The organism is Bacteroides sp. 2_2_4 (genome assembly GCF_000157055.1).
Lineage (GTDB): Bacteria > Bacteroidota > Bacteroidia > Bacteroidales > Bacteroidaceae > Bacteroides > Bacteroides ovatus.
Map to the genome: position 1 here is coordinate 82,975 of NZ_EQ973359.1, position 21,352 is coordinate 104,326.

The following is a 21,352-nucleotide window of genomic DNA, read 5'->3' on the forward strand; positions in this document are numbered from 1 at the left end:
AAAGGACGATTAAGAAAGCATTTTGTAATCGGTTATCTCTCTCCTTTCCGCCATTCATTCATATATTCGCGAGGGGACTGATTATATTTTTTCCGGAAACACTTACTATAATATCCCGAGTCCTTGAATCCGACAGCAAAAGCAATTTCGGAAACACTTAAATCCGTATTTTTAATCAGCTCGATAGATTTATTCAAACGAATCTCTTTTACCAGGTCGACGGGTGCCAGGCCGGTAAGACTCTTCAGTTTCTTGAAGAATGCCGAACGGCTCAATCCGATACCGGATGCTATGGTGTCAATGTTAAAGTCACTGTCGTCCATATTTTCTTCAATGACCTGATGTATCTTTTCGAGGAACTGTACGTCTTTCTTTACCAAAAATAGTTCGTAGCTGTCTTCTTCGGTCGTTGTCTGGTTTTCCATCTGCTGACGGATTCGTTCACGGAACAGTTTCCGTTCGGCAAGCAACTGGTCGATACGTGCCAATAGATATTCCTTACTGAAAGGTTTGGTGATGTAGGCGTTCGCCCCTAAAGTGATCGCTTTGGTCTTGGCGCCTTCATCATTCTTCGCAGTCAGGATAATGACAGGGATATGACTGATTTGGAAATCTTTGCGGATGGATTGCAACATTTCAAGCCCATCCATTTCGGGCATCATCTGATCGGTCACTACAATATCCGGATGATACAGATGTACTTTCTTCAAACCTTCCACTCCGTTATTGGCAATATGGATATTAAACATGTCTTCCAACTGAAGCTTTATCAACTGGCAAAGGTCTTTGTTATCTTCCACCAACAGAAGGGTCGGTAATGAAGCGTCGATTTCCGGTTCTTCTTCCTCCGTACCGTCTTCGGATATGGCATTTGCAACAGGATCTTGTTCTACCGCAATAGGGGCTGTCTCCGTATCTCCCACATAGAAATCTACTTCCGACGGACGGTAATGTTCCTTATCCATCAGGAGTTCCACAATAAACACCGCTCCTTGTCCCTCGGGACTTTCGGCACGAATCTGTCCGTGATGCAGATTGACGATCTCTTTTGAAAGTGCCAATCCGATACCAGTGCCCTGATAATAGGAGTTTTTCGCGTTCTCTCCTTGCGAGAAGCGTTCGAAAATCTCGGTCAGTTTATTTTGTGGAATACCTACTCCGTTATCTTCCACCCGTACGTAACAACGTTTACCGTCGTCTGTCAATCCGGTAGTTATATAAATACTTCCTCCGGAATGAGTGAATTTGAATGCGTTGGATATGATGTTGCGGATAACAATGCTCATTTTTTCCTTGTCCGCCCATACCATAATCGGTTCATCCGGCAACTGGAAAGTAAAACTGATCTCGTTTTCTTCGGAAAGTACCCGGAATTCTTTTTGGAAAGACGCTATCATCTCATTAAAATCAATTAATGACACATGCAAACGCATCTTGCCGTTCTGAATCTTCCGGAAATCAAGGATCTGGTTCACTAATTGCAGCATTTGATTGGTGTTCTTCTCCATCAGATCCACATATTGCAATCCTTTCGGAGAGAGTTTTTCGCGTTCTCTTAGTTCCTGTATCGGACCTTTTATCAATGTCAAAGGAGTGCGCAATTCATGGGAGATATTGGTAAAGAACTTGATTTTCATCTCCGATACCTTCTGCTCGATATAAATATCATTCTTCATTTTAAGCATGAAGAAAGCCAGGCGCAGGCTGAAATAGAGAGCTGCCAAACCTAGAATTACATATATAAGGGTTGCCCACCAGCTCAACCACCACGGTGGAAGGATAGTGATGGCCAGTGTACAGTTGGAAACCAGCTCCGGATTGGCTTCATCTACGGTTTCTACACGGAATGTATAGTCTCCGGGAGGTACGTTGGTATAAGAAGCGATACGGTTCTTTCCGTTATAATGCCATTCTTTTTCATATCCTTCGAGTATATATCGGTAAGATACCCGGTTCTGATTATAGAAATTCAATGCGGCAAATTCAATCGTGAACATGGATTGATTGTAGTTCAGTTCGATTGCTTTGGCGTATGTGATGGATTCTTTCAGAATCGGACATTCGCGAAAACTACGCAGATCGCGGTTGGAAACTTTAAAGTCAACAATACGTGTATCGTAGTTCGTATGCAATGTTTCCAGTTTGTCGGGAGAGAATGTCAGGATTCCCTGCCGGGTACCAATCCACAAGTCTCCATTCAAGGTACGGAGGGCACTACCCTCTTCCAGCTCTACGTTCAGGAAACCGTCGTATTTGTCGTAGTTACGGAACTGTTCGGTAGCCTTATTGAAGCAGGACAAGCCAATTTCCGTTGTAAACCACAAGTTGCCGTTTTTATCTTCTACGATGGATTTGACTACATCGTTATTCATTCCTTCGCGTATGCCGTATGATTTGAAGATCGGTTCACGCTTTTCTTTATCATAGCGGACTAATTTATTCAAACCGCCTCCGAATACACTTACCCAGATTTGCGAATCAGTATCTTTGTAGAGTACATAAATATCGTTATCCGCTACGTTTGAATTTTCGCTGACCTGGCGGTACGTTTCAAACTGGATCTGTTCGGGGGTAGTGAAATGTCCGTCGAAAGACATCAGACCATCCATTGTTCCTACCCAAATACGTCCGTCTTCATCTTCCGTCATGGTACGTACCTCCATATAAAGACCGTATGCAGGATATTGTTTCAAGCCATTGTATTTATGTATAAAGGTAATTGCTCCGTTCTCTTCGGAAATTAGATTCAGACCTCCTCCCAGTAATCCTACCCAAATGCGTCTCTGGCTGTCCTGATAGGTAAAGTACACATCGTTGTTACTGATAGAATTCGGATTCTTGGGGTCATTGATATAACGGGTAAAACGCAACCCGTGCGGTGAATTCATGTCCGGTTCGGCTTTAACAAGCCCGTTTCCCTTGGTGGAAAACCAAAGATTACCGTCTTTGTCTTCCATAATATGATATACGGCTCCTAACAGATAGTTCTTATCCGAGAAGATTTGTTTCACTTGTCCGTTACGATCCAGGCGATACAAGGCTTGCCAGCGGGTTCCTACCCAAATATCCCCATTTTGCGCCTGGAAGAGAGCACGTATTCCCTGATTCCAAGAAGTCGATCTCTCGGGCACCACCGGAGATGGAGAAACTTCTGTCAGCAGTTGGAATTGCTTCTTGGGGAAATTAAGCCTGTATACTCCGCTGCTCGTAGATGCCAGCCAAAGGATGCCATCTTTATCCAGCAGAAGATGGAAGAAAAGCTGATTGGGAAGATCGTCGGAGAAAGGCTTCAATTGGTTGATACGGGTCATTTCCAGTTTCTCCCTGTCGAATAGAAGAATTTCCCCTCCCGGAGTCATAAAGAACATGCCTTGTTCGCCGGCATCCTGCATTTCAAAATTGCCGATTGCGTTCTGATTGGGGAATGTAAAGCGGTGATGGCTCCTGTTCAGGGGATCATAATAGGTCAATGCCTGGTTACCCTCCTGAAACCATACCTTATCATATTTATCATAGAATATAATTCCATTGTCCTTTTCGGGGATGGTAAAGGGGAGCTTGGTCAACTGTTTGTAGCCGATATTGTACTCGTATGCTCCTTCGTTGGTGGTAATGTACATCAGACCGGATTCCGTTACCAGCAAATTAGAAACCGGCTGTTTGATTTCCGGTATCTCGTAACGGTTGACCACTCCGTTTTGCGGATCAATGCTATAAATGTGGCCTTTCTTGTCTCCCAACCATAAGAATTTAGAATTATAAGAGGCACAAGTAAACTGATCGGGGTTAGCAGATACTTTTTTCTGTATAAAGTCGGCAGGTTTGTCTTTCAGCGCTTCCCCTTTCCGTAGGGACAGAATCTGATAATCCATACCGATCCAATTGATAAATTCGGCTGTTTCGCAGAATATGTTGTGTTTCAGACGCATGTCGTACACGTTCACGTTGGGACGCGAATCATGCAATTGTTTCATCGTTATTTTACCTTCCTTGTCGGTGTACGCACGCAAAAGGCTTTTATCTTTTGTCAGTAACAGTACGTCGCCATCCTCGGTCGTCTGAATCTTGATAATCTGAATGTTCTCGGAATATTCTTTCACATCGTCGTAGACGGCATGAAAGCTCTCATGCCGTTTATCGAACAGATAGAGTTTACGGTCGATAGTCTTAATCCACAGAAAACCATTCTTATCTTCTACGATACGCTGAATCTTACGCGGCGGAATATCTGTGGAATAAAAGCCGTCATGGTTATCGTAGGAACGGAATTTACTTCCGTCAAAGCTACATAGTCCATACCAGGTACCAAACCAGATAAATCCGTCTTGTCCTTTTAATGTACAGTTTACGATATTATTAGGCAAACCACGTTCAGCCGTGTAGTGTTCTACAATCATATTTGGATAGGCAAAAGCATACATGCCTATCATGGATAATAATAGTATTAGAATATTCCGTTTTCTCATTGATGGCTATAATTGGAATTAAACGTACTCAAAGATAGTCTTTTTTTTTGAATAGTGCTTTAGTAACATATAAAAAACAAGTTGGCAGGTCACCCCGCTAATCACTAACCTGCTAATCACTTTATCGTACTATTTTTCAGTTCCAAATTCAGTCTGTTGACGTTCTACTTCATCCAACACCCGTTGGCGTTCTTCCTCTGTCAGTTGCACTTTTCCTTCAGATGCTTCTTTGCCCGGGTTTACATTGAGAGTGGATGGTGTTGTCCCTTGTATTTCATAAGCCTGTTCCTCATAGCAGAAAGGAAGTTCTGCAGGAACGCTTTCCAGTTCAATTTCAGTAGCTGTCGGAGCTTGAGTGCCCTCAAACTGTACGCGGGCTTTCACCTTTATTTTTCCGGCTTTCCGGGTAGAACGAATCAACACCGGAGCAGAGCCGAACTCCACCGTACGGGGATTGGCGCCAATAGTAGCATCTCCGATGATTTCTCCTTCACCTTCTACCGTGAAAACGATATTCTCTTTCGCCAGACGGCGCACATTTCCACTATCATCGGTTACTTCAGCAACTACGACGATAAAGTCGGAGCCATCAGCTATCAGGTTCACTTTTTGAGTATCTACATAAAGACGTAGTTTGGTGGAACGTCGGGAAGGCATTTTCTTTTGAGTGCATACCACTTTTCCGTTGATGATTCCTTCGGCAACCATGTTCACTTTTTGCCAGTTTTTTTGAGTATAGCTATATCCGCGTGCTTCCCAAAAGTCCCAGACATTCTCGAATATAACGGGAGCATTCGGCATGTGCCCTTTAGCATGAACCACCGGTTTCGTCCAGGTTTTCGTTCCATCATAAATAGAAAGACGGACTGAATCACAGTTTGTGAATACAACTACGTCCTTATCGGAGAACTGCGACATTTCATGAGCAATGAATATCATCGGGCCACATTCTGCCAATGGGTGTTGGAGGCTGGCCGGCGACTGGCTGCGAAATACTTCATACGCATATTTCTTCTGACGGAAAGCATCATAAATACCGCCCCAATAAGGATCCGGATGGTAACCACGCTGATGGTCGAACGGATGCCATTGGGCGCCACCGATAAATAAACCGGTCGTGCGGTACATCTCGTCATAGCTCTTTGCCAAGGACATAGCCTGTACCAGTAACGGGCGTTCTCCCCAACTGCGGCTGGCACGGTTATTATTGTTGTGAGCATACCAGTCGTCTACATTCTCCCCGAATTCACGGGTAAAGATACATTGCTTTGGCTTGTCTTCCTTTTCATCATCACCCGGCCAGCCATAAACAACGTCATAATGCTCTTTCACTCCGGCCGAATGGACATCGGCAGCAGCTACCGGACGTCCCGGATAGGGATATTCTTCTTTGGTAATCTCAAGAGCTTTCAAGGCAAAATCGAGCGGATAGCGGGTTTCATTCAAGATGGGTTCCCACATCAATACGGAAGGGTGATTACGGTCACGACGAATCATTTCGCGGGTATTCTGATGAACCAACTCTCCGAATTTCGGGTCTTTGTTCCAGTACTGCCATCCCGGAGTAGCGACAATCACGAACAGACCGAGCTCGTCACAGGCATCCATAAAGGCAGGGTCTTGGGGATAGTGGGCTACCCTAATAATGGTACATCCGGCATCACGCAGACGTTTGGCGTCACGCCATTGCTGTGAGTTCGGTAAAGCATTGCCTACGTATGCAAAATCCTGATGGCGATTGGCTCCTACCAGTTGTCCGAAAGGTTTGCCATTCAGCCAGAATCCGTCTTTACCACGGAATTCTGCCAGACGAATACCGACACGGGTAATGCCTCCGTCAATGGATTTATTTCCTTTTTTAATACGTGATTGTACCCTATATAAATAAGGTGTATCCGGTGACCAAAGAGTAGGATTCTTTACTTCCATCTGTTGACGGATGGATTTCTTCTCTCCCGGCTTTAAAGAAAGTTTTCCTGAACTGCGTTTGATTACTTTTCCATCCGCATCTGTCAAAGTCGTTTCTACAGTGACTGACTCGGAACGGGCGTCGTCATTCTGAACTTCGGTGTTTACATATACCTGCGCACTCTTTTCACTGATCTTATCAAAATGAACGAAGACACCTCCACCGCCAACGATTTGTGAATCAATAGCGTCAGTAATAGCTACCGGAGATTTGGCAATCATCCATACATCACGGTAAATGCCACCATGATAAGCAAAGTCTAATGTATATTGACGTTTTCCGGGAGGATAGGATTTGTCATCACTGTTGTCCGTGAAAACAGCGAGCAGACAGGAGTCTCCGGCTTGTACGCCATTGGCGGTCAAGTCTAAAGTAAAAGGCAGATAACCTCCCAGATGTTCCTGAATGCGTTTACCATTCAGATAAAGAATCTGTTTGCCCATAGCTGCTTCAAAATGAAGTACTACCCGTTGCCCTTTTGTTTCAGCGGGGAGGACAAAGTGCTTACGGTACCAAGCCGGTCCTTGATAATTGCGGCATCCACTTCCTTCGGCCGGCATCAACTCTACGGTATGAGGGGTGGAAACGACATTCCAGGAACGGTCATCGAAGTTTACCGCTTCTGCTCCCCGGACATCGCCTCTGAAAAAGCGCCATCCCGGATTGAAATTATAGACTTGTCGCCCGCTACCGGGAAGCTGGATGAATCCGGCAACCGATGTCTCGGGACGGTAAGTTTCTGTAGCCTGCCCTTTTTCTATCAAGGAAAATAGCAACAGAAAAGCTGATAAGATGATAAATGGTCTTTTATTCATAATTCTTTATTTATATATTTCATTCGTTAAATGGGAATTTATCGGTTAAATGGGAATTTTGCAGTTAGGCTGAAAGCCTTACAATTATATATTTATTGGGATGCCCTTTCTGGGCGCAAATTCAGATTACCGTTTTTTCGTAGGGCGTTGCCCTACGCTATGTAATTAAGCCCTTTCAGGGCACTCCGCAAAATTATCATTTTTCCTTTTCAATCATTATAACAATATCCTTTTTTCTACTTTCCGGTAAAACTTTCAAGTCCGTCACTTTTCCGTTTTTGAGAGTGGCTTCTACTGTTGTTTCGCCCGGAGCATGAAGTTTGAAATGTACGTTCCATTCTTTCGGCCATGCCGGGAAAAGGAGTATTTGTTCTCCATTGGTTTGCAATAGCATTTCCTGAAGTCCTATCATGCCGCTACCTCCCCAGTTGTGATCGGGTGTCCAATCATATCCCGGTCCCCAAAATGCGGGGAAACGATGCGGTCCATTCGATAATTTGGCTAAAGATAGTTTCTTTGCTTCTTCGGTCAGGCCTAAACAGGCAGCCCATATATTATCTTGTTTCCATCCGGTATGCGAACGGAACTTGATGGCATCCGGGTCATAAAAGTAGGTATTACGGGCTATATCCAGATCCTCCTTTCCTACTCCATAAATACGCCATGGAAACACTGGATAAAGTTGTGGCGTTTCAACATTATTAATTCGTTCCCAACTTACGGCGGGCGAAATTGTTTGCTTCAAGACCGGAGCAATAGTCGGATTCAACGTATCTTTTATTTCTATGTATCGCAATGGAATCGGAGGTATTGCTTTTAGCATCTCCTCTTTCTCTCCGTATGTTTCTAATACCACTTTCAGGGCGGCGATGGTGCTGCTTGCGTTATTGGTCATTTTATATGTTTCACAAGCAGAACCCGGGAAAAGAATCAGATGTCCGTTGCCATCCAACGCTTTCCGTCCTCGGCGGGAAGCTAGTTGCTGGTAATGTTCGTCGAAGAATGTCAGCGAACTTTCGATCAGAGGTAAATAAGGGGTAATATCAGCATTTGCATAGTTCTTTGTTTCCAATATCATTTGGCAGAATTCAAGAACCGTATCCCATTCATATTCCAGCCAGGCATTATATTCCAATCCTTTGTCGAACCAGTCCGGTCGTTTGAAACCATATTCTGCGGGGTTCGGCAAACCGAAATTTTCGATCTGCTCGCTAAAGCAAGCTCCATCATGTTGCCAATATATACGGCTTCGCAGTTCTGCATTTTTCAACATGCGGTTATAAAAATCAAACTGGGAAGGCATCATATCAAAGTCTCCGCTTTTCAGCATCGGCCAGTATACTAAACGTTGATTCTGTGCAGTCATTGTGCCACCTCCCCATTTCCGGTAGTCGGGAGTGAAAGATTGTTTTTCATCGACATGGCAAGGATCAAAGGTAAATAGTCCGCCATTGAATTTAGTCGGTACGCTGCCATAAGCATTACATCCTAGCATATAGCGGAAAAGGGTGTAGTTTCTAGTTATTTCTTTTGCTTCCCCTTCTGCTTCGATAAAACTGCGTTGCCAAAAGGAATTCCACCACGAACGGGTCTGTTTTTTATCCTGTATGATAATCTTCGATGAAACTTTACCTTTGGGGGCTATTCTTTGCAAAGCAGTTTGTAGTCCCTGCTCCCATTCTTCTATTGTTTCTGTCTGGTCTGTATGTAACACAATACAGATATGTTCTTTCCGGGCTGCTTTGGAAGAACGAAACTTCCAGGCACGATAGTCTGTGCCGGCATATACATCATCCGCAGTGCCTGCAAATTCTAAGTTTTCGCCAAAAAGAGTTCCTCCGAAAGTCAAGTTTTTCAAAGGATTCATCATTTGAGATTTGACTTCGTTCATTCCTTGTTGAGCTACAACTACATCAAAAACGGTCTGTTCGGGATTGCGATGATAAAACAGAAGTTGGTTCCTTTTTATTGAAGTCCTATTTGTTTCAGCCTTTCCTGTTGAATCAGTAATTTTGTCTAAAGAAATAAAGTCGGACTCCGTCACAGTACCTTTCGGGGGAGCCCATTTGTAGGAACACTGTTGCCCCTCTCCTTTTCTGACAGGTCGTTCCTGATAGCGCCAATTTTCATAAAAGACTTCAGTCTGCAACGGTTGTGCATTTGTTACCTCTACATGTATAATCGGATGAAAAACATCTACCCAAAATTGTATCTGTGTGTTTCCTGCCGCGATTTCTACATATCCGTCTTTCAGCTTCAACTCCTGACGAAAATCTTTAGCGTCTTTGAAAGGATTGGGCGACAGGCGGAGACGTACACGCCCTTGTTTTAACTGGCAGTTTTTTTCGTCGAATGTGCCGCTACGGCTCACATAGAACATAACATCACCGTCTTCTACCCATATATTCATCCCGATATCTCCACCGCCACAGGGCATAGATTCAGAAGAATTATGACTGGGAGTATTCCAAATGACATTGGCATGCTGACTCCAAAGAGCCGACACGCCAACAAACAGTATGGTTATAATCAGATAAAATCTCTTCATATATTTTTCATATTTTACCTTGTTTATTTGCGATTACCAATCATCTGAACGAAAAGACCCTAAAGGCAATCCGTCGCAATATACATCTCCTTCCACATAGTTTTCAAAACAATATCGAACAGCTACCGGGTGCGGCACTTTATCGCTTTTCACTAGCATCTTACTACGTTCTATCCATGCTTTGGCCGGGTAAAAAACTTTATCTTCGCCGGCTACCTGAAAGTTTTTCGATTCGAAACAGTTCTTGCCGCTAATCCACATATTGGCACGTTCGAAGCTGACAACTACGGTGTCGTTCTTTATTTCAATGCTTTTATAATAAGGACTTTCGCCATTCACGCCTTCCACTCCATACGTTTTAGTTAAAGCCAAAAGTGCCAGGCGTTCGCCTGCAACCTGTTTCTTTGCGGGATGGATACCTTTTTCCATTCCTGCATCCAATAATACAGCCATACCGCTGTTAGCTACACGATGTTCTACTTTTGCCTGTGCCTCCCGGAGATATGCCGAATTTATCACTTCCTTTCCTTTTTCGGTAATAATCCCGTAATCATACGGAGCTATCTGGCAATAATAGAAAGGAAAATCTCCCTGTTTCCATTCGGCACGCCAACCGTTAATCAATCGGGTAAACATATCAGCATACGTATGGGCACGATTCCAGTTATCTTCACCCTGATACCAAATCACTCCTTTCATGGTCATACCGATTAATGGATGCAACATACCATTATAAAGCACGGTCGGAGTACGGTTCTTGGATTTTATGTCGGTTTCCGTTTGAGGTATCTTCGCTTCCGGAAAGGCTTTCAGCCAGTCTGCCGTCATCCATGCTTCACAGGCGGAACCACCCCAGGCTGCTACAACTAATCCGACCGGAACATCTAATATTTCATTTACCAGTCTCCCGAAATAATAGGCTGTTGCACTGAATTCACGGACACTAACCGGATTGGCTTCTTTCCACGAACCGATAACGTCATTCTGCGGAGTGAATGTAGAAGTACGTTTCACCGTAAACAGACGGATTTGTGGATTCTTGCTGTGAAGAATGTCCATATTGGCATTTTCTACCGGTTGGTTTTTGAAGCCTTTCATTGGCATTTCCATATTACTTTGTCCGGAACAAAGCCAAAGTTCGCCTATCAGAATATTATTCAGTGTCTTTTGGGTTCCATCATCAAAGGTCACAGTATAAGGGCCTCCAGCTTTGGGAGTAGCTACTGTCAGTTTCCATGCCCCATTTTTATCTGCTGTTGCTGCATATTGTTTTCCATTCCAACTAGTGGTCACTGTTACTTTTTTATGAGGAGTCGCCGTCCCCCAAAGGTTTGCATTGGTCTGTTGCTGCATCACCATGCCATCAGAAAAAATAGCCGGTAGCTTTACTTCTGCGTGTGTTGACAGGCAGGCAGCAAGCAGAAAACCTGCCAACATTGTACCTGTTTTAATAATTGAACTTTTCATACTTTAGCTATATTATAATGAATTGGGCACGGATTACATGGATTGCGCTGTTACTTTATGTAATACGATTCTCATAAACCGTGTAATCCGCGTAATCCGTGCCTTAAAATCTATTTTATTCTGTGGTAGAAAAACTCAAAGGTCCGAGCAACCCTGCGGGAAGCAGCGTTTTTTCTGCTCTGCGATATTTTGCATTAGTCCAAATGCCATCAAACGGCGCTTTTCCTTCATCAGCTCCTGTCAGTGCATTCGCCCAAGTATTTGTAACCTCTATTTCAAGCTCATTAATTCCTTTTTTCAAGGCACCTGTAATATCTGCACGATAAGGAGCTGTCCAGATTGTACCACAATCTACGCCATTCACACGAACAGTTGCCAAATTATAAACTGTTCCCAGATTCAGATAAATCTGTTGGTCTTTATTCGGTTTATTTTTCCAGCGAAAAGTGGTTTTATAGGTCGCTGTCCCCGAATAATAACGTATCTGTTCGTCCGATTCTTGGCTCCAGTCGAAAAGTTCTTTTCGTGTGAGCGTTTTTTTGTTAGCTGCAAAAGTTATAGTATATTCCTTTGCCTCCAAAGCTATGTTTAAAGAGGCTTTGGCGGTGTCTTTTTTCTCCTTTTGCAGTTGGAGAGAGGACTCTCCATAGCCTTCATCTACTCCCTCCGCAGGATATACGATGAATACGGACTCGTTAGGAGCCAATGTGAGAGTAACTTCCGTCCGGTTTCCGTTGATATGATAGGAAGGATGAACATTCATTTCACCCGTCACCGGGTTCCAACATTCCGGTTTCTTACCGTTAATACGCATACTTGCAGTAAACGTGCGTGTTTCGTCCTTTTGGTTGGCGACGAAATAGAGTTCACCAAGTTCGCCACGACGATGTGTCCAGGCAATATCTTCCGGCACGATCATGTCACGTTCCAAGCCATACACGGAAAAATCTTCTTCTGTATAAGGTAAAGAAGGCACCAAAATGCCAGCTTCTTTTAGTTCATTGATTTTCTTCTGCACTTCCGATGACAATACAGGTTCGGGATTCATAGGACGCGAAAGAGGTAGTACCAACACTTTATAACTTGCTCCACCCGGCAACGTTATTCGTCCGTTTTCTGCTTTCGCCAAACGAAGGATTGCATTTTTATTAAAACTATCGTATGCATATCCACGAAGCGGATTCACCCATTTCTCCGGATCAGCCATGTTAGCTGAATGGGTAACACCTACCGGACGTACACGTAAAGGCTGTCCCTCATTGGCCAGACGGATGCGTTCACTTTCCACTCGTTCCGCACCGAAGATTCCCGGCAGAGAGGGAACCAATCGTTCCGGTAATATCGAACGCCTCGGCACTTCTTCACCTGTAAAGACTGCGATGTCTGTTACCGGATGCCCATATTGCAACAACGACTGGCAACGGGTAGCATATTCGGAAAAGGCTTTTGCCCCTTTATCCCACCAGGTCTGATCCCGTTGGAAGAAAAGTCCGATGCCATCCAATGTCATGCCGGGCTTGCGGTCCAGCCAGGGATTATGTACATATACATGGTAGAAAAGGCGGTTGATTCCTAATGCATAATTACGATCCAACAAGGCTTTCAACATTCCGGGGTATTCATCCCACGTGCCACGCACTTCGGTGAATCCTTCAGCCTGAATAATATTCTTTCCGTAGATATGTGCTCCGCTAATAGCATCGAGCATATCATTCGGTTTGTCATGTGTGGGACTGTTCAACCAAAATTCACCCATCGGAAGATCTACTTTTTGATAATGTAGTAGACCATCGCTTACCATCGTCGGAGCTACACATTCTGCCGAGAATTGGCAATCATATTCTTTCGCACAGTCCGCCAATACCTGATAGAACACATCTACGACGAGTTCTGATATGGTAGTACGTACGTCTCGCAGAATCTTTTCACTTTGTTCGACACTTTCCATCGGAATACCTGCCAATAGAGGTAGATAAGGCATCAAATCGTAGCCACGACGTTTCTGAAATTCAATAGCGAAACGTTTATTCCAGTTTTGGCTGCCACATTCCCAACTGTCGACATGCATATATTTCAGTACACGACGAGCTATTTCGGGATTGGTCTTTACAAATGCCTGCGCATACCAGTTATCGAATTGCTTCCGTACCGTTTTCGGGTTAAACTTATCACATTCCAATCCTTTTCCACCTCCCGCTGTCGCATTGGTATGCCCGGTAGCTGTATGTCCCATGCGAAGTAATTTCCATTTTCCTTTGGGGAGAGTGGCGGTCAATGTTTTTCCATTCGAATGACCGGTATATTGCTTTGTCAGATTGATGACTTGTGAAAGTGAATAGCAATCCTGTTTCCCGACTTCCTCTTCTTTAGTCGCTTGAGCAACACGCCATACCAGTCCGGCTTTTCCTTCCCATTGGTTCAGACGGGCTTCCCGGTGCAGGCGTAATTCTTTTATTTTCAGATTGGGCTTCCATTTGGCAGCATCCATATCTTCACTTCCCGGTTCGCTCCCTTCAGGAGCCCAGTAGAAACGGAAGAAACGGGCAGTAGTCGGAGGAATACTATGAGTTGAGTTCTCATCCGTATTCTGCCATCCCTGACGGGCAGGGACCAACTGCTTAACCAAACGATAATTCACTCCATCATCACTGGCCATTACTTTCAAGCGGTGTGCCTGATAATTATTACCATTTAAAACGATTTCGATGTTCCGGCAAGTGAAGGGTTGTTCGTATTCATACTGGATATAACAAGGATATGAAGAACGGATCACTCCCGCCGCATCCATATTCACTGTTTGAGCAGCTTTTACGTTTCCTGTCGTAGCTAGGTTGACACAGGTGATTTTTGCCTGCATCTCATCCGCTGCGTCTTCTACCGGCAAAGCGAATAATGCAATATCTTCATAATAGTTTTCATAGGCTTTCGGTTGTGGCAAGCGAATAGCCATCAGCTTTCCTCCGTTTACAATCGTATCGCTCCAAACCACTTTTTGCATAGATTCTTCAGGAGTAATCCAAGGGCCTCCCGCCAATGCGAAACCATCACAGATGTGCATTCCCAATTTCAGTCCCAAACGATCTGCTTCTTCCATGCTGAAACGCACCATCTCCCACCATTCGGGAGTTAGCTGCTGCGCCTTGCCATCGTATTGGGCGCCTTCATGAATACCTTTAATCGGCATCAGATAAGTACCTCCTAATCCGGCACGTTTCATTGCCTCCAAATCGGCTGTAATCCCTTCTTTAGACACGGCACCATACATCCAATACCAAAAAGTCCAGGGTTTTGCTTCATCGGAAGGACTTAAGAATTGATCGCGAAGCGAGCGTGTTTGCTGTGCATCGGCAGGGCATACGGCTGTCCATGCTAATAGAGAAAGTGCAAATATTCGTTGTTTCAGTCGGCTTTTCATTCCAGTCTATATTTTTACTTATAGATAAGACGAAAAACATTCTGTTTTGTACTCACTGTATTTTCCTGACTCAAATTAAATTAAGCTATTTAATTTGTCAGATAGAATTAAAACGATAGTTTATCTATCTCTTCTGTAATAGTTCTTCAAACACTTCAAATACCCTTGAATATGAAGTGTGCGGATTGTTTATATCAATGGAGATGCTACGTGCATGATTTATGGCAGATTCTAGCTTTTCTTTGAGTTGGAGATATAAGTTGTTCTTTGAAAAAGACTCAATGTTTTTTTCGTACTTTTCAAGACGACCATTCTTTTTCAACTCTGTAATTACTTCGTCACAGTTACGAAACTGCCGGTCGGTAAAGACAAAGTGTAATAATAGCCAAAATTCAAAGGCAGGATTACTTTCTATGAAATAAATCTCATTTTTGTATGCCTTGATGCATGATGACTTCTCTTTATCATAGGCTTGTTTACGTACATTATCAGCATTGATATAATCCATATCAATCAAGCAAAAAACGACATCAAATTCTTTCGCTAATAGCGATTGAGCTTTCGTTATGATATCACTGTAGTCAGGATGTTTGGGTTTATCAGGTTTTAGGGTAACATTGAACTTCTTCAATAAGTCCTTTTCAACATTACGAAATCCATCAAAATAGAAAAACTCTGTGATTCCTTCACCGATAATCGCATAAGATTTCCGAATTTCTTTTATTCTTTTTTCGCGTGCCATACTTATCGTTTTTTAGAAATAAAAATACCGCCCAGCGTTGGTTTGGCGCCAAATTTCCCTGCATTATATGCATTGAGAAACGAAACGCCATTGCGGATATTGAAGTCATCAAGTGAAAACAGGTCTGTTGAACCATCATCCTTTTTTTCTGTAAACCAGACTACATCTTTACGTAAATCCTCGGTGTCTAATGATTGGAGATTATGCGTACTGAAAATCAGCTGCGAATAAGTCGAATTAACCAAAAATAAGTTGATGAAATGGGCAAATAGATCCGGATGCAGCGAATTCTCAAGTTCATCAACAGGTATGATAGCATTTCTTTCAAGCAATATATTCAGAATAGTTCCCAAACCATAATAGCGCATTGTTCCTGCTGATTCAAGTATATCAGGCAGGTAATGAACAGAAGATGTTCCATTGGCTACAATCGTATGTTCAAATATCAAATCCGTATCTTTTTTATTTTTCTCATTTTGTTGAACATCAAAACCGGATATATTAAAATCTGCACGGTGCAGTAAATCTAATAAAAAGGATTTATTCTCCTTCTCTGCTTCCATTTCTCCTGTTGTCCATGTTTTCAAATCCGTTTGGGGCAAGAGTATAGGCAACCACTGCTTCAAGAAATAGTTATAGACACGTTCTAATTCAGGAAACATAAAGTTAGCTGTAGCATAAGCTGAAACAACACTCATATTACTAAGCGTATTTACCTGCAACTTTTCCTGCTCGGCCACATTGAGTTTGACTTTGCTTCCTAATCGGATATGAGTGATTCCATTAATGGTCTCTCGGGAGAAAATTTCGGCTGGTTGCTTACCAGGATAATATTTAAGTGTTTCTTTTAGGACAGCACTATTATCTACTTCAAGATAATAGAGATGCTTCATATTGTTTACAAAAAAAGTCAATTCAAATACTCCACATTCTTTCTTTGTCGTATCATCCAAGAGAAACGGAGTAAACCCGATAGGTTGCATCTTGTTTATCTTAGGAGAAATGGCTATTTTTCGTATGAAGTCAAGTGCTAGCAACACGTTAGTCTTTCCTGAAGCATTAGCTCCATAGAGGATACCGAGTTTTAATACTTTCGTATCGTTGATAGTGGTACAGTAATATTCTTCTGAAACCTTATCTGCAGAGGCTTCAAAACTTAATATCTGCCAATCCTTAGCTGATCTGAAATTTCTAAATTTAAACTCTAAAATCATACTCTAATATATTAAAAATGCGACTATTTTGCAAATATAGCATTTTAAGCTATTTATTCCACATTTTAATCTATTCTTTTTTTAGCTATAAAAAAAGGTGCACCTCCTTTCCTACTCTTGGAAGAAGGTGCACCACACAAACAAAACAAACAATAGACGACCTTCACAGGCGGTATTTCATATATAACTCAACTAATTATAAATCTATTTCATTTTTAACGTAAATTCTCTCCCTGTATTCAGACGGAGTCATACCGGTATGTTCACGAAAGAATCTTGTCATAACAGAGTTCGACTGGAAGTTCGTGCGTGAGGCCACTTCTTTTATTTCAAGGTCAGAATCCCGTAAAAGAGCCTTTATTTCAAGAAGGGAGTAATCTATAATCCAGTCTTTTGCCGAACGACCGCTCATATCTGTAATTACCATTGTAAGATGCTTGGCGGACACACACATCTTTTTCGCATAAAACGCAACATCCCGACTTACGGTATGAAATTCGATCACCAAACAAAAAAAGTCGAATAAAAGTTTTTCCTTACGGGTGTATTTTACTAATTCGGCAGCTTTCGGATTTCTTTTATAAGCCACATATATATCCCAGTAGAAAACACGTAATAACTGCATGATAGACTCTCGTCTGAATAAGTTGCGGGGCAAGTTGATACGAAAAATCAAAATATTGCAAAAGTGAATGAAACGTTGGCATTCTTCATCGTATAGCGGAGTACTGAAATTTTTCCGCATATAGAAAAAGAAATCAAGCGTAGGTATACATATCCCGCTTATTGTATCCATAAACAGGCTTTTGGGTACTTTTAGAAACGTCATTGAAAAGTCACTGCTAATCTCCGTGACAGAAGCCAGCTGAAAAGGGAAAATGACTACCAGATCATTGGAAACAATCCGTCGTTTATTACCAAAAACATTGAATAACGCACTTCCTCCCGTGCATACCCCATTTATCCCTTCTTCAAGATACATAGGATTTTCATCAAGAGGTAAATCGTCTATTTTAGTATAGACGTTAAACTCTTCTGTTTCCAATATATTATCGAATACTTTATCCTGCTTATATGGCTGGTTCTTTTCCATGGACTGCTATTTATCAATTATGTTGTTTGCCGTTATTTTTATCATACGGATGTCAGTCGTGCCATTTCGATTGAGCAAACTGTACCACCAAAGATATGGGAAAGATGTATAAAAAACTTTCTTTATCTTTCATCAAAATCATCAGTGCCAGGAAATATTCACCTTCATTAATATCAGGAACTGTCATATAAATCTTATCGTCCGAATATTTATGGATATCGCCACATTCTATCAACATTCTGTCATTGACGGAAGAGACAAGATATAGATTGGTACTTTCCCATGTCAACATATCCAGATTGTGACCGGTGATAACAATGGGAGCTTCCGGTGTAATGTTCCCATTACGCCTTTCATTTGAAGGATCATATATTTCTTTGATGACAGGAAACGGCGCTCCTTCAATCATTAATATTTCGGCTTTTATCGTTTTCATTTGATTGATCAGTTATTTTGTATCTTTTGTAAATGAATGAGCAAACTTATATTTCTATTCTATGGAATATCCCGGATGCAACGGAGATAATACTCCTTCTTTTCTTTATCGGAGTAACCTGTATTTAGCCCGTATCCTGTCATTTTATCATCAGCATATAATCGCATTGACCATGCATCTTTAGAATCTCCTCCTTTCTCCGTTGCAGACCAGTAATAAGTAAGATCTTTGGGGGAAAGAGCGAATGGTTGAAAACCGGTTGTTTCTTGAGTCTCCTCCATTTTTTTATAAAAAAGCAAAATCAATGCACATTCCCCACGCGTAGGTACCCGCCAAGTTCCAGTTTCATCCAGACCATCTTTCCCGCGATATGCGGCACATCCCCTGGTAACTGCAAAACTGGGAGTCGAATAAACGTTGCTGTTGGCACTAGTAAGATATCCGTTTGCCGTAGCCCAATCCATCGTTTGTGCTTTTGCTATTCCTTCGCTATTTACAATATCAGGTGAAACGAGAAAGTAACCGGACACCTTCCAGTCACATCCTCCTTCTTTTTGCCTCTCTGTATGCCGTGTCGTTCGGTATACAAAGACATCATTACCGTTTTCATCTTTTTCCTCTTGGGGATTATCATTCGAATCGTATTTATATAACTGAATATAGCTGCGGAAGTTGGTATTTTTGCTCCGGTCCTCCACCTTGTATTTCACCATTCCTTTATCATTGATTGCCGCATATTTATTCCCTCTTAAATCTGTATATATTTCTGTCGATTGAGAATATACTTTTAGTGGAATAAAAAACACAATACAAAATTTTATGACTGTTAATCTAAATATATTCATACTTCTTTTTCAATTTATATTGTTAAATTCTTATGGTCAATATGGAGTATCAGAAGGGGGAGGCACATCCCTGACACATCTATCTGAACCGGAGGTTCTTTCTGGAGTCGTAAGCTTACCACCGGAAGCAGTTAAGAAATAACAATAATTATAGGATGGTGTTATAAACTCTGTTGTCGAGGTTCCACCCCCAAGCCCCGGTAGAGCAGCCGCGCAAAGCCCTAACAACTGGTTTGACGCGGGAAGATACCATTTGAACTCTTCCTCATCAATTATCCCATTCCCGTTCTCATCTCTGTTTCTGTCATAACACGCTCTTGCGCTAAAAGTACTGGCAGGGTATTGATATTGATACAATAACACATGTCCGGACGCATCTTTCTGTGGAATCGGGACATAAGCGTCAACCCAATTTTGATTGTAAGTATTTTCCGCCAAATGCCGGGTCGCCGTTTTACCATTATCCATATTGTCTGTTCCATAGAGTAATTCTGCCGTTTTGATTCTCGCATAGCCAGTTCTTATAGTTCCCGGATTCACATCTGCCAATAACCGGGATGTAGTTCGTGAAGACATTCTAGTGTATACTAACCCCATATTGTAACTTCCATCCCCGTTTCTCTCTCCTCCTAAACGTCCAAGGTAAATTGCCGCCCGCTGGTCTAAACGAAATATATGTGAAGTTTGCAATGCCTCTCCCGCATCTCCATTTGTCGTGGTAGTTACTTTAATATATAAGGATCGTTTTCCTTTCGTAGCATCTGCACCGGGATCAGGAAAGTTCCCCTCTCCGTCATTAATATATTCATCATTATATAGATAAAACTTCAATTGAGTAGGGAGTATGGTGCTAGCCTTGATATATGTATCCAAAGGTTCTTTAGCATTATTATACGCATCTGTGTAATTGGAAGAAGAAGACAGGCGAAGCCAACTCTGTGTGGGATGTTGGGTACAGCTTTTATCTGTATATACACCCACTTCCACCATCCGTCCTTGAGTCTGGACAACTATCGGTCGGACCTCATAAGCTGCATCCAGATCGTATTTCTCACTAGAAGCGTTGTATGTAGCATCGAATTTACCTCCAATGACTTCCGCGTTATAACTGGCGTGAAACTCCACATACTGGCTGACAGAGTATGCCCTGATTCGCTCGTCGTTTTTCGCCGAGTTTATGTCCGCATTAATGGTGGTACGCAAATTATAAAAATGATTGGGTTCCACATCGAAGTTATTTGTATTATTATTTCCGATATACATTTGGTAAATTGCATACTCGCCAGTTGCCGATGTCAAGGTAGAATATGCCCATGCCTCTATCTGCATACCCAATATGGGGGCACTACCCGATGATACCCCATTGACCACTTTGTAATAGCGTTGGTTTTCACTTGCTATGCTTTCTACCGTCCCCTGGCAATTCTGCGCAACATACCACGTTGCCGAATAGAAACCATTGGGATCGGGGGTATCAAATTTATCTATCTCAAACGTGACATAAATATCCGTACCGGTATTCTTCTCGGGATTGGTGAGCCGCACTTTGCTGTTGACATTCAGTAATTTAAGACCCTGCAATTTGTAATTTTCCACTTCGAGTTTATAACGGAACGTAATGCGTGCCATCAACTTCTTTATTGCAATACCTCCCACAAAGCCGGCCGGTTTGTTATATTCTACCAAACCATGGTCACCTCCGTCGATATCCATAACAGTGATACCCGACACTTCTCCGGCAAGCGGCACTTCATCATCTGCGGTGATAAGTGATTGGGTATGCCCTTCTACATTTATTAGATAATCAAAGCTCCATTTTTTGAGTTCATCAAGAGTTCTCACTCCACTCATGTCATAGTCAAGTTTGGGGCCTAAGACTAACAGGTATAAGGTTTGATTCTCTGCTACTACAAGGGGGACATCTATTGTCAACATATCATTTATAGCAGTCGCCGTATCACTCAACTTATGGGGATTACCATTCATGGAACCATCCTCATTAAACTGGAAAAGCCAGAGATTGTGTAATTTTGTCGTGCCATCGGAAACTCTGGTAGTTGCCGCACGTTGTTCTCGCTCCAATACGACTGTGAAGGATGAATCAGAGCTGTTTTCATTTCTCAAGAATGGCTTAACAGTAGTATATTCACTTGTCGATGTTGGTTCTTCGATAGGCGGAAGACTGACATTCAAACTAACCATAACCACTTTTCCTGTAGCATTTCCCGGACCGAACTCATTCAGGCCGTCTTTTGTACACCCTGTAAATGCCAGTGAAAACAAAACAATGCAAACTGCCCGAAAATACGTCTTATCATTGTTTTTTATTCTCATATTATATC

At 42.4% G+C, this 21,352-nt stretch carries 11 protein-coding genes; all 11 read right to left on the reverse strand.

What is annotated here, in order from left to right; all coding sequences use genetic code 11:
• Positions 1-32: 32 nt before the first annotated feature.
• Entirely contained in the window at positions 33-4,466 is a 4,434-nt protein-coding gene (locus tag BSCG_RS16700) for a two-component regulator propeller domain-containing protein (RefSeq protein WP_083793656.1), read from the reverse strand.
• Positions 4,467-4,595: 129 nt separating this feature from the next.
• Positions 4,596-7,250 (reverse strand): glycoside hydrolase family 2 protein, encoded by a 2,655-nt coding sequence (locus tag BSCG_RS16695; RefSeq protein ID WP_008775702.1) that lies wholly within the window; start codon positions 7,248-7,250, stop codon positions 4,596-4,598.
• Between the two features lie 196 nt (positions 7,251-7,446).
• Complete coding sequence (locus BSCG_RS16690; RefSeq protein ID WP_008775703.1) at positions 7,447-9,798, reverse strand: DUF5703 domain-containing protein; 2,352 nt, start codon at positions 9,796-9,798, stop codon at positions 7,447-7,449.
• A gap of 33 nt (positions 9,799-9,831) precedes the next feature.
• The gene (locus tag BSCG_RS16685) at positions 9,832-11,265 is read right to left on the reverse strand and encodes a sialate O-acetylesterase (RefSeq protein ID WP_008775704.1); all 1,434 of its coding nucleotides are present in this window, start codon (positions 11,263-11,265) and stop codon (positions 9,832-9,834) included.
• Positions 11,266-11,380: 115 nt separating this feature from the next.
• Entirely contained in the window at positions 11,381-14,680 is a 3,300-nt protein-coding gene (locus tag BSCG_RS16680; RefSeq protein ID WP_032849465.1) for a glycosyl hydrolase, read from the reverse strand.
• 124 nt (positions 14,681-14,804) lie between these two features.
• Positions 14,805-15,422, reverse strand: coding sequence for an RloB family protein (locus BSCG_RS16675; protein WP_008775706.1), 618 nt, complete (start codon positions 15,420-15,422; stop codon positions 14,805-14,807).
• A 2-nt stretch (positions 15,423-15,424) separates the two neighbouring features.
• The gene (locus BSCG_RS16670) at positions 15,425-16,636 is read right to left on the reverse strand and encodes an AAA family ATPase (RefSeq protein WP_004325956.1); all 1,212 of its coding nucleotides are present in this window, start codon (positions 16,634-16,636) and stop codon (positions 15,425-15,427) included.
• 196 nt (positions 16,637-16,832) lie between these two features.
• On the reverse strand, positions 16,833-17,729 hold the full coding sequence (locus BSCG_RS16665; protein ID WP_008775707.1) for an AraC family transcriptional regulator: 897 nt from the start codon (positions 17,727-17,729) through the stop codon (positions 16,833-16,835).
• A gap of 52 nt (positions 17,730-17,781) precedes the next feature.
• On the reverse strand, positions 17,782-18,165 hold the full coding sequence (locus tag BSCG_RS16660) for a DUF4469 domain-containing protein (RefSeq protein ID WP_004310750.1): 384 nt from the start codon (positions 18,163-18,165) through the stop codon (positions 17,782-17,784).
• Between the two features lie 59 nt (positions 18,166-18,224).
• Positions 18,225-18,971, reverse strand: a complete 747-nt coding sequence (locus BSCG_RS16655) for a hypothetical protein (protein ID WP_225489945.1) — start codon at positions 18,969-18,971, stop codon at positions 18,225-18,227.
• 75 nt (positions 18,972-19,046) lie between these two features.
• The gene (locus BSCG_RS16650; RefSeq protein ID WP_032849501.1) at positions 19,047-21,344 is read right to left on the reverse strand and encodes a DUF4906 domain-containing protein; all 2,298 of its coding nucleotides are present in this window, start codon (positions 21,342-21,344) and stop codon (positions 19,047-19,049) included.
• Positions 21,345-21,352: the final 8 nt, after the last annotated feature.